The 16522-nt window shown below is 54.3% G+C and carries 17 protein-coding genes; 16 read left to right on the top strand and 1 reads right to left on the bottom strand.

Annotated elements, in window-relative coordinates:
- Positions 1–173 precede the first annotated feature (173 nt).
- The 14 genes from argS (at position 174) to B2R48_RS00515 (ending at position 13253) form a co-directional block, all read left to right on the top strand.
- Positions 174–1925, top strand: coding sequence for an arginine--tRNA ligase (argS, locus tag B2R48_RS00580; RefSeq protein ID WP_296996512.1), 1752 nt, complete (start codon positions 174–176; stop codon positions 1923–1925).
- A 3-nt stretch (positions 1926–1928) separates the two neighbouring features.
- Positions 1929–2810 carry an SPOR domain-containing protein gene (locus tag B2R48_RS00575; protein WP_296996510.1) on the top strand — a complete coding sequence of 294 codons (882 nt, stop codon included), beginning with the start codon at positions 1929–1931 and terminating at the stop codon, positions 2808–2810.
- Positions 2797–3867, top strand: coding sequence for a beta-N-acetylhexosaminidase (gene nagZ / locus B2R48_RS00570; RefSeq protein ID WP_296996507.1), 1071 nt, complete (start codon positions 2797–2799; stop codon positions 3865–3867). Before B2R48_RS00575 ends, nagZ begins: the two co-directional genes overlap by 14 nt.
- Entirely contained in the window at positions 3864–4547 is a 684-nt protein-coding gene (locus tag B2R48_RS00565) for a site-2 protease family protein (RefSeq protein ID WP_296996504.1), read from the top strand. The genes nagZ and B2R48_RS00565 overlap by 4 nt, the downstream gene beginning before the upstream one ends.
- Positions 4548–4578: 31 nt before the next feature.
- Positions 4579–5448, top strand: coding sequence for a segregation and condensation protein A (locus tag B2R48_RS00560; RefSeq protein ID WP_062954929.1), 870 nt, complete (start codon positions 4579–4581; stop codon positions 5446–5448).
- An 18-nt stretch (positions 5449–5466) separates the two neighbouring features.
- Positions 5467–6312 carry an SMC-Scp complex subunit ScpB gene (gene scpB, locus B2R48_RS00555; protein ID WP_296996501.1) on the top strand — a complete coding sequence of 282 codons (846 nt, stop codon included), beginning with the start codon at positions 5467–5469 and terminating at the stop codon, positions 6310–6312.
- Positions 6313–6417: 105 nt separating this feature from the next.
- The gene (locus tag B2R48_RS00550) at positions 6418–7461 is read left to right on the top strand and encodes an ABC transporter ATP-binding protein (protein ID WP_296996499.1); all 1044 of its coding nucleotides are present in this window, start codon (positions 6418–6420) and stop codon (positions 7459–7461) included.
- 173 nt (positions 7462–7634) lie between these two features.
- Complete coding sequence (gene tatA / locus B2R48_RS00545) at positions 7635–7874, top strand: twin-arginine translocase TatA/TatE family subunit (protein WP_062954927.1); 240 nt, start codon at positions 7635–7637, stop codon at positions 7872–7874.
- Between the two features lie 35 nt (positions 7875–7909).
- Positions 7910–8308 (top strand): Sec-independent protein translocase protein TatB, encoded by a 399-nt coding sequence (gene tatB, locus B2R48_RS00540; RefSeq protein ID WP_296996496.1) that lies wholly within the window; start codon positions 7910–7912, stop codon positions 8306–8308.
- Positions 8309–8310: 2 nt separating this feature from the next.
- Positions 8311–9309 (top strand): twin-arginine translocase subunit TatC, encoded by a 999-nt coding sequence (gene tatC / locus B2R48_RS00535; RefSeq protein ID WP_309471158.1) that lies wholly within the window; start codon positions 8311–8313, stop codon positions 9307–9309.
- A 100-nt stretch (positions 9310–9409) separates the two neighbouring features.
- The gene (gene serS / locus B2R48_RS00530; protein ID WP_296996494.1) at positions 9410–10684 is read left to right on the top strand and encodes a serine--tRNA ligase; all 1275 of its coding nucleotides are present in this window, start codon (positions 9410–9412) and stop codon (positions 10682–10684) included.
- A gap of 12 nt (positions 10685–10696) precedes the next feature.
- Positions 10697–11464, top strand: a complete 768-nt coding sequence (gene surE / locus B2R48_RS00525; RefSeq protein WP_296996492.1) for a 5'/3'-nucleotidase SurE — start codon at positions 10697–10699, stop codon at positions 11462–11464.
- Positions 11465–11475: 11 nt separating this feature from the next.
- A complete protein-coding gene (locus tag B2R48_RS00520; protein ID WP_181838576.1) occupies positions 11476–12114 on the top strand; it encodes a protein-L-isoaspartate(D-aspartate) O-methyltransferase in 639 nt (212 codons plus the stop codon).
- A gap of 83 nt (positions 12115–12197) precedes the next feature.
- Positions 12198–13253, top strand: coding sequence for a peptidoglycan DD-metalloendopeptidase family protein (locus B2R48_RS00515; RefSeq protein WP_296996486.1), 1056 nt, complete (start codon positions 12198–12200; stop codon positions 13251–13253).
- A gap of 57 nt (positions 13254–13310) precedes the next feature.
- On the opposite strand, the gene B2R48_RS00510 is transcribed toward B2R48_RS00515, so the two are convergent.
- Entirely contained in the window at positions 13311–14174 is an 864-nt protein-coding gene (locus tag B2R48_RS00510) for an ATP-binding protein (RefSeq protein WP_296996483.1), read from the bottom strand.
- Positions 14175–14408: 234 nt separating this feature from the next.
- Here B2R48_RS00510 and yajC point away from each other — a divergent pair, with 234 nt between their 5' ends.
- Together yajC and secD are read left to right on the top strand one after the other, a co-directional pair.
- Entirely contained in the window at positions 14409–14786 is a 378-nt protein-coding gene (gene yajC, locus B2R48_RS00505; RefSeq protein ID WP_062954920.1) for a preprotein translocase subunit YajC, read from the top strand.
- 142 nt (positions 14787–14928) lie between these two features.
- Entirely contained in the window at positions 14929–16503 is a 1575-nt protein-coding gene (secD, locus tag B2R48_RS00500) for a protein translocase subunit SecD (protein ID WP_296996478.1), read from the top strand.
- The last annotated feature ends 19 nt before the right edge of the window (positions 16504–16522 follow it).

Raw genomic sequence — 16522 nt, 5'->3', positions numbered from 1 at the left:
TAGCATGGTCGGAACGCTGTATTTAAGTCTCTATTTAGCGCGCATGGCAGAAATGTCAAAACCTGTCAGGGGTCCGGACAAGGGTGACTTGCGTTTTAAGGTGAAATGGCTCAAAACAGGCGCCAGTCAATTGGCCTGTCCGGTCAGAACCAGAAATTATAAAGTTCCAAGTCATGAATGTTTTCAGCCTGTTGAAAAGCGACATCGAGAATCAGCTTCTCGCCCTTGAAAAAGATGGTGTTCTTCCTTCCGGAACTGACACGACACGTGTGACGGTCGAGCCGCCGCGCGATGCGTCGCACGGGGACGCTGCAACCAATGCGGCGATGTTGCTTTCAAAGGCTGCTGGAATGAAGCCGCGGGATCTGGCCGAGAAACTTGCAGAAAAGCTTCGTGGTCTTGATCATATCGAGAACGTCGAGATTGCTGGCCCCGGTTTCATCAACTTGCGCATGGCCGATCAGTTCTGGCTGTCCCAGGTGAGCAAAGTTCTTGAAGTCGGCACGGGATACGGCAACAGCGATCTTGGCAAGGGTGAAAAGATCAACGTCGAGTATGTTTCAGCCAACCCGACCGGCCCGATGCATGTTGGTCATTGCCGTGGGGCCGTCGTGGGTGACGTTCTGGCCAATCTGCTTGGCAAGGCCGGTTACGCCGTGACCAAGGAATACTACACCAACGATGCCGGCGCGCAGGTTGATGTATTGGCCCGGTCGCTTCATCTGCGCTATCGCGAGGCGCTTGGCGAAGATATTGGCGAAATCCCGCAAGGCCTTTATCCGGGTGAATATCTGGTAGCGCCGGGTAAGAAAATGGCCGAGCGCGATGGCAACAAATGGCAAAACGCGCCCGAAGAAGACTGGCTTGAGGAATTCCGTAATTTTGCGATTGTCGAAATGATGGCCTTGATCAAGGAAGACTTGCGTCTTCTTGGCGTTGCCCACGATGTTTTCACCTCTGAAGATGGACTGGTCAAGGCTGGAAAGGTGCAGTCAGCATTCGAGCATCTTGAGAAAAAGGGTGACATCTATGTCGGCGTGCTGGAGCCACCGAAAGGCAAGAAGCCCGATGACTGGGAGCCGCGCCCGCAAACGTTGTTCCGAGCGACCGAATTTGGCGATGATGTAGACCGTCCGCTGAAGAAATCGGATGGCAGCTGGACCTATTTTGCGTCCGACATCGCCTATCACTTTGATAAGTACGAGCGCGGTTTTAACCTGATGATCGACATCTTTGGTGCCGATCATGGCGGTTACGTCAAACGCATGAAGGCTGCCACCAAGGCGATTACGCACGGCGAGGGCGATCTTGATATCAAGCTTTGCCAGCTTGTCAGCCTGTTTGACAATGGCGAGCCGGTTAAAATGTCCAAGCGCGCAGGAACCTTTGTTACGCTGCGCGATGTGGTGGAGCGGGTTGGCAAAGACGTGGTGCGTTTCATTATGTTGACACGCAAGAACGACGCCGCTCTTGAGTTTGACTTCGCCAAGGTGACCGAACAGTCCAAGGACAACCCGGTCTTCTACGTTCAGTATGCCCATGCGCGCATCAATTCGGTCTTCCGGCAGGCGGCTGAAGCATTCCCGGGGCAGGACCTTTCGGAAAATACACTGTCATCCGCAGATCTGTCGTTGCTAAGCACCGAAGAAGAGAAGCTTCTGGTTCGCCGCATGGCAGAATGGCCGCGTATCGTCGAACAGGCGGCAATCGCACACGAACCCCATCGCATTGCCTTTTTCCTGACAGAAATTGCCGCAGAATTCCATGCATTGTGGAATAAGGGACGTGACAACACCGCACTGCGCTTCATCGTTGCCGATGATCTGCCGGCGACTCTGGCACGTCTGGCAATGATCCGTGCCGTTGCGACGGTCATTGCATCCGGTCTTGAGGTGTTGGGCGTCACGCCCGTCGAGGAGATGTAAGATATGAGCGAAGAACACGGTTCCCGCCTTCATGCAGAGCGCGCCGATCACTACGGATCAGAAAAGCCCGCTGGCAAAAGCATGATCAAAGGGCTGGCGACCGTGTTTCTTGGTCTTGTCGTTATCGGTGGTGCGCTGGGTGGGGCAGGTTACTGGTTTTACAATCAGGGGCAGCCAATTCAGGATGACGGCAATTTGCCAATCCTTTTGCCTGATCCATCACCGATCAAGATCCGTCCGGAAGATCCGGGTGGCATGGAAGTTCCGCATCGCGAAACGACTGTTTACGATCAGCTAAGCGATGTCGATCCGGACGCGAATGTGGTTTTGCAGGAATTGCCGGACATGCCACGCGCGCCAGAAGCTGTGCCGACAGCAAAGGCACAGGGGGATGATGAAACGACTGAAACAGTTGAAGAATCATCGATGGAAGAAACCGTCCAACAGGTGCAAGAGACGCAAGGCCTAGCTGCTGATACAGTCGTTGAAGCACCTGAAATCGACGAGCCGGACCTGACCGACGCCGAAAAAGCGGTTGCAGCCGCCAAAAGCCGGTCCACTGAAACCGCGGCCACCGAACAGGTGGAAGCAGCCAAAGAAGAACCGGCGCCTGCCGAACAAGAAGTAGCAGACGCGGGGGCATTTCGTATTCAACTTGCATCGGTACGTGAAGAAGCGGGTGCTGCGGCAGAGTGGACGCGGTTATCATCGAAAAACAAAGACTTGCTTGGCAATCTTGAGATGTTTGTGCAACGTATTGATATCGAAGGAAAAGGTATCTTCTATCGTTTGCAGGCGGGCCCACTTGGCGATGCAGGTGCCGCCGAAAAGCTTTGTGCAGATCTGAAAGAACGCAGTGTGGGGTGCCTCATTGTCCGGCCTTGAAGTCAAAAAGCCACGTGCCTGTATTCTTGGGGTTGCCGGGACGGAGCTTGGCAATTGGGAAAAAGGGTTTCTGCGCGAAGCTGATCCGTTTGGTTTCATTCTGTTTGCCCGTAACGTTAAAGATCATGACCAAGTACGTGCGCTAACCGATGCGCTGCGTGAAACGGTTGGCAACAGCAACGTTCCCATTCTGGTTGATCAGGAAGGCGGGCGTGTGATGCGGCTAAAGCCGCCGCACTGGCGCCATATTGCGCCTGCTGGCGCATTTGGGGATCTGTTTGATCGCAATCCAGATGATGCCCGCGAAGCGGCCTATACCAATGCACGGCTGATGGCCATGGACTTGCGCGAAGCCGGCTTCAATACGACCTGTGCGCCGGTTCTTGATCTGCGCCTGCCAGGTATGAGTGACGTTATCGGGGACCGGTCGTATGGCGCCGAGGTCGGTAAGGTGATCATGCTCGCCAGTGCCGTGGCGGCTGGCCTTCTGGATGGTGGCATTGCCCCGATCATCAAACATATTCCGGGTCATGGACGGGCAACAGTCGACAGCCACAAGGATCTGCCAATTGTCAGCGTATCGCGCGATACGCTTTCCGAGTTTGATTTTGCGCCGTTTGCGCAGATGAAGGATGTGTTGGCTGCAATGTCGGCCCACCTGCTGTTTACGGCCATTGACGATCAGCGCCCCGGCACAGTATCGCCCAAGGTCATTGAAGACGTTATTCGCGGTGAAATCGGCTTTGAAAACCTTCTGATCAGTGATGATCTGTCGATGGAAGCCCTTGGTGGTTCAATCGCCAGCCGCACGCATGAGTGCCTGCGAGCCGGATGCGACATCGCACTTCATTGCAATGGCAAGCGCACCGAGATGGAAGAGGTTGTCTCTATGGCGCCGCTTTTGTCGGGCAGTTCTTTGCAACGCGCTCAGACCTTTACCAACCAGATCGCGACTTTCAAGGCAGATGTGCCCGACGGCACCCAGGTCGCCGATTGGCAGGTGCGTCTGGCGACACTTCTGGCACCGGTCTGGTCGGCAGGAGATGATCAGAAGTGAATGACACGATTGACCTGATCATCTCGGCAACGACGTGGATTATTCCGGTTCTACTTGCCGTGACCTTGCACGAAGCTGCGCATGGTTTTGCCGCGAAATTGTTTGGCGATGACACCGCGCAACGGATGGGCCGACTGAGTTTGAACCCCATCCGGCACATTGACCCGGTCGGCACCGTCCTTATCCCGGGTTTGCTGTTGGTGACTGCAGCACCGTTTCTGTTTGGCTATGCGAAACCGGTACCAGTGGCATTTCATCGCCTGCATCCGCAACGTTTGGGAGTGATTGGCGTTGCGATTGCCGGTCCGGCAACAAACGTTGCACTTGCCATTGCATCCATCCTGCTACTGGTGTGGCTGCCAAGCTTCTCTCCGGCGGTGAATGACTGGCTTGCCACCATGCTTAATCAGTCACTTTGGCTGAATTGCATCCTGGCGGTCTTCAATATGCTGCCAATTCCGCCGCTTGATGGTGGGCGGGTTTTGACAGCGATTTCACCAATGCCGGTTGCGCGGGTCTTGGCGCGTATGGAAAAAACCGGCATGATCATCTTGATCGGCTTGGTCTTTCTGCTGCCCTATGTGACAACGCAGCTTGGCATCGACCTGCCGGTGTTCCAGTGGTTGGTTCTTGAACCGGCAAATGCACTGGTGAGGCTTCTGGCAGATATATTTGCCTGAACGCCGATATACGGGGGATGATCGGGGATAAATGGCAGACCAGTTCGAATTCGAAATTCCAGATGATGTGTTCGACAAGAAACCGGTCGACGATGGGCCGAGCCTTGCCGAACGCCTGATTCTTGATCTGGACGGTTTCGAGGGGCCATTGGATGTCCTGCTTGAACTGGCACGCGACCAAAAGGTCGACATCATCAAGATCTCCATCCTTGATCTTGCGGAACAATATCTCGAATTTATTAGCACGGCACAGGGTTTGCGCCTTGAACTTGCAGCTGACTATTTGGTGATGGCCGCTTGGCTTGCCTATCTGAAGTCGCGCCTGTTGCTGCCCAAGCAGGAAAATGACGAGGAAGAGCTCAGCGCCGAGGAAATGGCGGAACTTCTTGCCTTCCAGCTCAAGCGTCTTGAGGCAATGAAAGCGGCGGGCGACAAGCTTCTGGAACGGCCCAATTTGGGGCGTGATTTCTTTGGACGCGGCGACCCGGAAGAAGTTCGTGTTACGACAGCATCAGTTTATGACGCGTCGCTGTATGATTTGCTGAAGGCCTATGCGCAGATCATGCTGACATCGGAAAGTAAAACGCTCGAGATTGAGGCGTTTGATCTTTACGCTATGGACGATGCTATTCAGCGTTTGCGCGATCTGTTTGGTCGGCGCGTCGTTCCAACATGGACAAAGCTGCTTGAATTCATGCCTCGTGGCTTGGGTACGCCACTCAAGGCCCGCTCGGCTTTGGCTGCGCACTTTGTCGCAAGTCTTGAGATGTGCCGAGACGGCGAACTGGAAATTTCACAAGAAGAAACCTTTGGGCCGATTCTGCTGCGATCTCCACAGACTGCGCGGGAAGGGGATTTACCACGCAACTATGACTATGACGCAGACACGTTTAAGAAATAAGTTGGGCAGGGGCACTCAATGAACGAAGAAACGCAGCTTGAAATCGAAGGCGTCGAATCCGGACCGGAGATTGACTTTCAACATATTCGTATTGTTGAGGCTGTTTTGTTCGCCTCTGCCGAACCGGTCAGTGAACGGGTGATTGCGGCGCGCCTGCCGGAGGGCACTGATATCGGCGCAATCATGAATGCGATTGCCGAGACCTATGCACCACGTGGTGTAAACTTGAAGCAGATCGGCGATAAATGGGCATTCCGTACCGCTGTTGATCTGGCCGGGGACCTGCATATCGAGGTCGAAAAAGCCAAAAAACTGACCAGAGCAACCTTGGAAACCTTGGCCATCATTGCCTATCACGAACCGGTGACCCGATCCGAGATCGAGGAAATCCGTGGTGTAGCCCTTTCCAAGGGTACGCTCGACATCCTGCTTGAATCCAAATGGATCCGGCCACGCGGCCGCAAACGCGTTCCGGGGCGTCCGGTGCTTTGGGCTACGACGGATAATTTCCTTGATCATTTTGGCCTTGAGAGCCGAGATGATCTTCCGGGGCTTGCCGACCTCAAAGCAGCCGGTCTGCTTGATAGTCGTCCGGGCATGGGCCGCTATGGCGCGAATTCCGATGACGAAGCCTTGCCTGACCTGGTCGATGACGGCGAGGTGACCGATTCTGTGGTCGAAGAAGCACTTACCACCCGTAATCTCGACGATCTGGATGAAACGATCTACTCGGATAATCCAAATCTGCTCGACGCAGATGAAAAGAAGCCGGGCAGGGCGGTCGAAGAGGTTGAAACTGATCAGAGCAATGGGATGGGCGCGGAAAACGGCCCGTTTGACGCGCAGGGTCAGGAAACCAATTGATCCATCTTCTTGCATCGTGCGTTCAGGGACCTTAAGTTCCCCGAAAGATTTCGCAAATCATTTGCACCTGCAAGTGTTCGCTCCCTGTTGCAAGAAGAGTACCCGATGACCGACGGCTTGAAGATGTCGCATGTATCGCACCTGTTTGGTGAGAACCGCGTGTTGCGCGATATCAGTTTCGATGTAGCACCCGGCGAACTGGTGTGCCTTCTGGGACCGTCCGGTTGCGGTAAGACCACTGCGCTTCGACTGGCCGCAGGTCTTGAAAAGCTGCAGGTCGGCGAAATTGCGGTCGACAACCACATCGTCGCGGAACCCGGTGGCTATGTAGAACCGGAAAAGCGGGGTGTCGGCATGGTGTTTCAGGACTATGCCTTGTTCCCCCATCTAAACGTCGCGAAAAATATCGGTTTTGGCCTGCGTCATTTCAGTGAAGCAGATCGGACGAATGCAATTGCAGCGGCGCTCGACCAGGTCGGCATGTCGGAATATCTGAATGCCTATCCCCACGAGCTCTCAGGCGGGCAACAACAGCGCATCGCCCTAGCTCGGGCCTTGGCCCCGAAACCCCGGATCATGTTGCTTGATGAACCGTTTTCGGGACTTGATGTGGCGCGCCGCGCAGATTTGCGCGATACAACCTTGCATGTGCTCAAGGATGCCGGGATTGCGACCGTCATGGTGACCCATGATCCACAGGAAGCCATGTATATGGCGGATCGGATCATCATTATGAATGAAGGGCAGATCATGCAGGACGGTACCCCTGAAACGCTTTATTTCCGCCCTGAAAACCGCTTCGTGGCGTCATTCTTTGGCGAAGTGAACAGGTTTTCCGGAACTGTTGCGAATGGCAAGGTGGCGACGCCATTTGGGGCGATACATGCCGACGAGATTGAAAATGGCACCGATGTCGAAGTTTTGATTCGGCCAGAAGGACTTCATATCGCCGAAGCAGTGAACGGGCATGACGTTTTGGCCAACGTGGATGCTGTGCGCGTTCTTGGCGAAGTCAACCTGGTTCACCTGACACTCGAGGCGGGCGACCATATTCACGCACGGGTGCCAAGGCGTCTTTCGCCGATTAATCAGCCCTCTGTCGCTATAACGCTTGATCCCGAGATGACCTTCGTGTTTCCTATGACTTGATGCGTTGCAGCGATCGGGGTTTTAGCGGCTCTGACGAGTGCAACGACGCAAGTTTAACAAGCATTTTGTTGTGCACGGTTATTAACCAACCGTCGCATTGCACAGTGGGGGGCTTTCTGCCATTATCCGGGCAAGTCGCCGGAAGGCAGAATGGATCTTTGGAGATTTAAGTTATGGGTATTGGCGTTTGGCAAATCGTTCTGATTCTTGCGATTGTCCTGATCATCTTTGGCGCTGGCAAATTGCCGAAAGTCATGGGCGACATGGGCAAAGGGATCAAGAGCTTCAAAGCGGGCATCAATGAAAAAGAAGAACAGGATGCGAGCGCTTCGGCCAAGACCATCGAAAACACGACCTCTGCATCGGTTTCTTCCGAGAGCAAGGATAATGAGAAGGATTCTGTGAAATCCTGATCGTCTGTCGGATTTCCTTCAGATAGGCGTGTCATATGTTTGATATCGGCTGGACCGAAATGGCTCTTGTGGCCGTCGTCGCACTCTTTGTCGTCGGCCCCAAAGAGCTACCGCATCTGCTGTATAAATTGGCGGGTTACTGGAAAAAAGTGCGCGGAATGGCGCGCGAGTTCCAAAGCGGAATTGATGACATCATCCGCGAGGCGGAGCTTGATGATCTGCGCAAGCAGGTCAACAGTTCGCACAGCAACCCGACCGACTTCCTCGAGAACAAAATCTCAAGCCCCAAAAGCGACGAGACAAAGACCGAGGCAAAACCGACCGCAGACAAGTCCGCCGCAAAGGCGGATGTCCCTGCGAAACCGGCGAAGACCACGGCTGGAAAGTCCGCAGATGAGAGCAAGAAAAAAGATCAGCCGGAGAACCAGGCGTGAACATGCAATCGCATGACAGACAGATGCCGATCATGGAGCATCTGATCGAGCTGAGAAATCGTCTGACCTGGGCGGTTCTTGCACTGTTTATTACATTTGGTGTCTGCTACTACTTCGTCGAGGATATCTACGGGTTCCTCGTGCGACCGCTTGCCGACATCATGGGACCGGATCGGCGCATGATCTATACGGCTTTGACCGAGGTGTTCTTCACCTACGTCAAGGTATCGTTCTTTGCGGCTTGCTTTGTGTCAGCACCGGTATTCCTTGGTCAATTCTGGGCGTTTGTTGCGCCGGGTCTGTATAAGAACGAACGTTCGGCTTTCATGCCGTTCCTGTTTGCGACCCCGGTGCTGTTCCTGATGGGCGGTGCACTGGTCTATTACCTGATCATGCCGCTGGCCTGGAAATTCTTCCTGAGCTTCGAACAGGCGGGTGGCGCAGCCAATCTGGCGATCCAGCTCGAAGCCAAAGTGGGCGAATATTTGTCGCTGGTGATGAAGCTGATCTTTGCCTTTGGGCTTTGCTTCCAGTTGCCGGTTCTTCTGACCTTGATGGCGCGCGCCGGAATCGTGACCGCTGATGGCTTGGCGCGACGTCGCAAATACGCGATTGTGATTGCGTTTGGCTTTGCGGCGGTTCTGACACCGCCGGACCTGATTTCACAGATTGGTCTGGGGATCCCGATCATCATTCTTTACGAGATTTCGATCGTCATGGCGCGGGTTTCTGAGCGCAAGCGCGCAAAGGCCAACGCCGAGGATGACGAAGACGATGAAGATGAAGCGGAATCTGATGACGGTGAAGAAGCACAGGCGTCAACCGGCACAACAGTGGCAACAGCCCAGGAAAGTGTCGATGCGCAAGGTGAGGCGGCTGCATCCTATGATGATGGCCAGTCATCTTTGACCCGATCTTCTGATGATGACGGCGATGCACCGAAATTGTCCGGGCCGTCGAACAATGATGATGGCGAGGATGATTTCAACAACGCGCGTTGATTGAAAATGCTCGCTAAAACAGTCCGATTTGACGGGGTGGACCTTGTGTCCACCCCATCGTATAAAGCCACAAATAGATAGACTGACAGGGTGCCGTTAGATGCACGACATTAAATGGATTCGGGAAAATCCCGAGGCTTTTGACGCAGCAATGACTGCGCGCAAACAGGACGTTACCGCACAGCGTTTGATCGATATCGACGTAGAGCGGCGTAAACTGATGACCGAACATCAGGAAATGCTGGCCCGTCGCAAGGTGATTTCCGGTGAAATCGGAAAGCTGCGCAAGAACGGTGAAAACGCCGACGACCTGATGGCCGAGATGTCCACGCTCAAGGACAAGATCAAAGAAGCAGAAGACGGGCAGGCATCCCTGAATGACAAGCTTGATCTTTTGCTGTCCTCTTTCCCAAACGTGCTGGATCCGGAAGTGCCGGTGGGCGAAGACGAAGACGATAATGTCGAAGTCAATCGCTGGGGGACGCCAGGTGAGTTTGATTTCAAACCGCTCGAACATTTTGAAATCGGCGAGAAACTGGGGCTGATGGATTTTGAAACTGCGGCCAAACTTTCGGGTTCGCGGTTTGTTATTCTGCGTGGCGGTTTGGCAAAGCTTGAACGCGCCTTGTCGCAGTTCATGATCGATCTGCACACAACCGAACATGGTTACGAAGAAACCATCACGCCGATGCTTGTGCGTGACAATGCGGTTTTCGGGACCGGTCAGCTTCCAAAATTTGCAGAAGATCTGTTCAAAACGACCAATGATTACTGGTTGATTCCGACTTCTGAGGTCACCCTGACCAATCAGGTGGCAGACGAGATCGTTGATCAGGCCAAGTTGCCGTTGCGCTATACTGCGCTAACCCAGTGCTTCCGCTCGGAGGCCGGTTCGGCCGGGCGTGATACCCGCGGCATGATCCGTCAACATCAGTTCTCGAAGGTGGAAATGGTTTCGGTGGTTGAAGCCGAAAAGTCCGACGAGGAACTGACCCGCAAGACGCGCTGTGCCGAGACGGTTCTGGAGCGCCTTGGCCTGCCGTATCGCACTGTGATCCTGTGCACCGGTGATATCGGTTTCTCGGCGACCAAAACCTATGACATCGAGGTTTGGCTGCCCGGACAGGGCAAGTATCGCGAGATTTCGTCTTGCTCGAACACCCGTGACTTCCAGGCACGTCGTATGAACGCTCGCTATCGCGCGACGGGCGAGAAGAAGACCCAGTTTGTTCATACCCTGAACGGGTCTGGTCTTGCGGTTGGTCGTTGCCTGATTGCGGTTATGGAAAACTATCAGCAGGCTGATGGTTCGATCCGTGTTCCGGATGCGCTCAAATCCTATATGGGCGGTATCGAGGTCATTTCGGCGCGCTAGGACGAAACAGACATGCTTGACCTCACCAACGCCCGTATCCTGATCAGCAATGATGATGGCATCGACGCGCCCGGGATCAAGCTGCTCGAACAGCTCGCGCGCGAGTTTTCGGATGATGTCTGGGTGATCGCACCATCAATGGAGCAAAGCGGGGCAGGGCATTCCCTGACCCTGCGACGTCCGTTGCGCATTCATAAGCGCGACGAAAGGCATTTTGCAGTCGACGGAACACCGACCGATTGTATTTTGCTCGGCTTGCAGCAGGTAATGCGTGACAATCCGCCAGACATCGTCTTGTCCGGGATCAACCGTGGGGGGAACCTTGGCGAAGACGTAACCTATTCAGGGACGGTCGCTGCGGCGATGGAGGCAACACTTCTGAACGTACCGGCCGTCGCGTTCTCACAGTATTTTGCCGGTGAGATGATCGACTGGAAGATTGCCGAGAAGTACCTGAAGGGCGTTCTTGCAACCCTGGTCACCACCACATGGCCCAAAGGCGTTTTGATCAACGTTAACTTCCCTGACCACGAGGCCAAAGGCGGGGCAGAGGTCAAAATTGCAAAGCAGGGGCAGCGCAAGATCGGTGACCATATTGCAGAACGTCTTGATCCGCGTGGCGAGCCTTATTACTGGATTGGTGCCATTCAATCCGAACTGCCAGCCGATAAAGCTGCGGACTTGCGTGTCATCGAACAGGGCAACATTTCGGTGACACCAATCAGTCTTGATTTCACCCATTATGAAACATTTGAAAAACTGACGAAGGCATTCCCGTGAACGAGCCGGTGATGACACGCGAAAACGCCATTGCTAATCTGCTGCAAACTCTTCGTGAAGATGGCATTCACGACGAAGAGGTTCTGGCCGCACTTGCTGAAATCCCGCGTGAATCCTTTGTTGCTGACCCCTTCGTGACCCGCGCATGGGAAAATGTCGCCTTGCCGATCAGTAAGGGACAGACGATTTCACAGCCCTATATCGTTGCGTTGATGACGCAGGCGCTTGAGCTTAATGACCGAATGAAGGTGCTGGAAGTCGGAACCGGGTCGGGCTATCAGGCGGCCATTCTGGCCAAGCTGGCGCGCCGGGTTTACACCCTTGAACGTCACAAGCCCCTGTTGCGCGAAGCCGAAGAAAAGTTTCGTGAACTGGGCCTGCATACCATTTCCACCCTGCATGCTGATGGTGGACTTGGCTGGAAGGCGCAGGCGCCTTTTGACCGTATTATCGTGACCGCTGCAGCACAGGATGTTCCGCCGGTGCTTGTTGATCAGCTTGCCGTGGGCGGCATTATGGTCGTGCCCGTTGGTGAGGTGTCGCACACGCAATTGCTGCTACGTGTTCTGCGTACGCCAAGTGGCGTCGATGTGACCGAACTGATGCCGGTCCGTTTCGTGCCGATGCTTCCCGGCACCGAAGAATTCTGATGACTTCTCGGCCCTAAAAATTCCGACTCAAAGTGTCTGCATGCTTACCGATTGTTAACCGCTGATCGGAGACAATCGGAACCATGGTGGAAAATTGTGTCAAACGCGCTGTTGATCACGGTAAACGCCTGCTGCTTGTCTGCGCGGCAAGTGCGGCGCTTGGCGGCTGTTTGCTCAATTCCGTTCCGGTGCCGGTGGTTTATGGCGATGGGGCGAGTTATAGCCCCTACAGCATGCCAAAACTTAAAAACGGCGAACGCGTCATCACTGTTGCGCCGGGGGATACAGTTTCCGAACTCGCCGTGCGCTATCACATGGACTTCGTCGAGTTCACCCACCGTAATGATCTTCGCAAGCCTTATGTGATCTATCCGGGGCAGCGCCTTGTGTTGCCGCCGTGGACCCCGAACTATGACAGCATGCCGCCAGATACGGCTATCGCATCGAGAACCACAGCACCGACCAAAACTGTCACGATTGGCGGCAAACGTCAGGTGGTAAGCGTGCCGACGAACTCAACAAGCGCGCCAGCTCGAACCACAAGGCCAACGACGACGCTTGCACGGGTTTCGCCGCGCAACGGCGGAAGCATCCCGACGCCAGGCCTGAAACCACAAGATTTTGCTGCCGCTGCCGAACGCAAAATGGCGTCTGCGCGCAGTTGGGTGTCTGATAGCAGGTCGACACCGGTCGCCGGGCAGGGCAGTAACGTTCGCCAGAACGTTGCCTTGGCCGAGCCATCCGCCCGAAAAGGGTTCATCTGGCCGGTACAGGGCAAGGTGGTCCTGAAGTACGGGGCGAGCACCGGCGGACTGTTTAATGACGGCATCAACATTCAGGCCAATCGTGGCACACCCATCCTTGCAGCGGAAAACGGTGTTGTGACTTATGTCGGCAACGAATTGCGTGGTTTTGGCAACCTGATCCTGATCAAACATGCCGATAACTTCGTGACCGCATATGCGCACACGGAAAGCCCCCTGGTTGCGAGGGGGGACGTTGTAAAACGCGGCCAGAAAATCTCCACAGTCGGTACGACGGGGGCGGTTACTTTCCCGCAACTTCACTTTGAAGTCCGCAAAGGGCGCAAGTCTTCCGATCCGATTAAATATCTGCCAAGCGTGATGGTCTCGCGATAATAAAAACACCCGGACATTGCCCGGGTGCCATCAACGTTTCCTGCAAGCAGTTTTGGGCTAGTCGATCGACTTGCCGAGTTCGCCCGCGATCTCTTGAATAAACTGCCACGCGACGCGACCAGAACGACTGCCGCGCGTCACTGTCCATTCCTTGGCGCGTGCGTGCAGCTCTTCGGTTGGCATGTCGAGTTTGAATTCCTTGGCATAACCATCAATGATCTCGAAATAAACGTCTTGGGATATATTGTGGAAGCCGAGCCACAGACCAAACCGATCCGAAAGGGAGACTTTTTCCTCGACCGCTTCGGACGGGTTGATTGCCGTCGAACGTTCATTTTCAATCATGTCGCGCGCCATCAGATGTCGGCGATTTGACGTGGCATAGAAAATCACGTTTTTCGGGCGGCCTTCGATACCACCATCCAGTACAGCCTTAAGAGACTTGTAGCTTTCATCGTGCATATCAAATGACAGATCGTCACAGAACAGAACAGTACGACGACCGCTTTCCTGCAGGATATGCAGCAGATCGGGAAGGGTCGGAATATCTTCGCGGTGTATTTCCACCAGTGCCAGTGATGCCGGACTTTCTGCATTGATCATGGCGTGCATCGCCTTGACGATAGAGCTTTTGCCGGTACCGCGTGCCCCCCAAAGCAGGGCGTTATTGGCCGGAAGGCCGTCTGCAAAGCGCTTAGTGTTGTTGTACAGAATTTCTTTTTGCTGCCCGATACCCTGAAGCAGGCTGATATCGACGCGATTCACGTTGCGCACCGGCTGCAGGTAGCTGGTCTGGGCCTGCCAGACAAAAGCATCCGCGGCACTCAGGTCGTTCTTGGAGCGAGCTGGTGGTGCCATGCGTTCCAGCGCATTGGCAATGCGTTCGAGCGCGGGTAAAAGTGTGTCGAAATCGCTGGTCATCGGGGCCTCTTGGGTGTTTCTTTTTCTGGTGACACTTTTTGTTGGCCGGAAAGCTAGCACATCAGCAAGCCAATGGAAGTGTTTGTTATAATGACTTTCGTGCAACGCAAGGTGAACAAACGCACACAAGTGTTGATTTTACCGCTTTAAAACCGGTTCTCCCTTGCTTTGGCGCAACACCCCGTTATATTCCGGCAGTTGATATTTTTTGTTCTGAGGAATTAGGAGTTCCTAATGTTTATTTCGACGGCTTACGCTCAGGCCGCTGGTGGTGGAGATGGCGCAGGTGCGCTGATGCAGTTTGCGCCGCTGATCCTGATTTTTGTTGTTTTCTATTTCCTGCTTATTCGTCCTCAGCAGAAAAAGCAGAAAGAACATAAAGCAATGCTCGAGGCGATCCGTCGCGGCGACAAGATTGTTACCGCTGGTGGCCTGATCGGTACCGTTGCCAAGGTCGTTGGCGATGATGAACTTTCGGTCGAGATCGCTGATGGCGTCAAAGTCAAAGTAGCGCGCGGTATGGTTTCCACGGTTCTGTCGAAAACCGAACCGGCCAAAAGCGACGCTAAAGAAGACAAAGAAGAAAAAGAAGAAGAGCCCAAAAAAGACTGATCTCTTCGTATCAAGCGAGGCGGGGCACACGGCTCCGCCTTCTTGCATTTTGCCGGTGGCCTGAAGCGGTACCAAATACCCGTTGTTCCAAGAACCTTGGAACCAGACCAAGGTTGACCCAGACAGATCCGGTCACAAAAACATGCTTTATTTTACCAAATTGAAAGCAGCACTGGTCCTTCTGGTGTGTGCATTGGGCGTAATTTATGCTGCGCCGAACTTCCTGCCGTCGGGAACGTTCCCGACTGAGTCCAGCTATTTGCCGGGCAAGCAGATCAATCTCGGCCTTGACCTTCGTGGCGGCTCGCACATGTTGCTTGAAGTCGACACCGATACGGTCCTGCGCGAACGCTATGATGCTCTTGCGGATGCAATCCGCACAGAACTGCGTAAGGAAAGAATCCGCAACCGCCCACGTGAATCGAGCGCCAACGGTGCAGAAATCACCGTTCTGAGCCCCGAAGACGTGGAAAAAGCCCGCGAAATCGCGCGAACAGCGGAGCCGAATACAGAGCTGGGCGGCGAAGGTAACAACATCACCGTTACCTATAACGAAATTGCTTACCGTGAACTGATAGACCGCGCGATTGCGCAGTCATTGGAAGTGGTCCGTCGCCGTGTTGATGAGTTGGGCACGACAGAACCATCAATCCAGCGTCAGGGCGAAAACCGCATTGTTGTTCAGGTACCGGGTCTTGATGATCCGACGCGCCTGCGGGCCATTCTTGGCCGTACCGCAAAGATGAACTTCCATCTGGTGAATAACGAGAAAACCGCGGCCGAGGCCCGTGCAACGGGTCTTCCGCCGGGAACGATGATCTTGCCGGCTGCTGATGCCAGCGATCAGGCTGCCGGCATCCGTGAATATCTGATTGATCGTCGTATCGTGGTGTCGGGCGACAACCTTGTTGATTCGCAGCCGACCTTTAGCGACGGTCGCCCGGTAGTGTCCTTCCGCTTTGACGCGGCCGGTGGCGCGCGGTTTGGTGATGTAACAAGCAAAAATGCAGGCCGTGGCCTTGCCATCGTTCTGGATGGTGAAGTGATTTCCGCACCGCGCATCAACGAACCAATTCTTGGTGGCAACGGTATCATTACCGGTCAGTTCAGCGTTCAAGAAGCCAACGATCTTTCGCTTCTTCTCCGTGCAGGTGCTTTGCCTGCGCCTATGCAGATTCTCGAAGAACGCTCGGTCGGTCCTGGCCTTGGCCAGGATTCAGTCGAGGCAGGTGAATTCGCAGCAGTTCTCGGGCTTGTTTTCGTAATCGCCTTTATGATCATCAGTTACGGTCGGTTTGGCGTTTATGCGGACATCGCCCTGATGATGAACCTTATCCTTGTTCTGGCAGTGATGTCGGTTCTTCAGGCGACGCTGACCTTGCCGGGGATTGCCGGGATCGTTCTGACGGTCGGTATGGCGGTTGATGCCAATGTTCTGATCTTTGAACGTATCCGCGAGGAACGGCGAAATGGCAGGTCAATCATCAATGCCATCGATGCAGGTTATCGCAGCGCGATGTCGACCATTCTTGATGCCAACATTACGACCCTGATTGCAGCGCTTGTGCTGTTTAGCTTCGGGTCAGGTCCGATCAAGGGCTTTGCTGTGACGCTGGCCATCGGGATTATCACGTCGATGTTCTCGGCGATCTGGCTGACTCGGTTGCTAATTGCGACATGGGTCAAGCGCAGTCGTCCGACCGAGCTGGTTATTTAAGGAAGGGAACAGGGAAGAT

The organism is Thalassospira sp. UBA848 (assembly GCF_002295455.1).
GTDB lineage: Bacteria > Pseudomonadota > Alphaproteobacteria > Rhodospirillales > Thalassospiraceae > Thalassospira.
The sequence above is the reverse complement of the archived record's forward strand: the minus strand, read 5'-3'. Positions and strand labels throughout refer to the sequence as shown.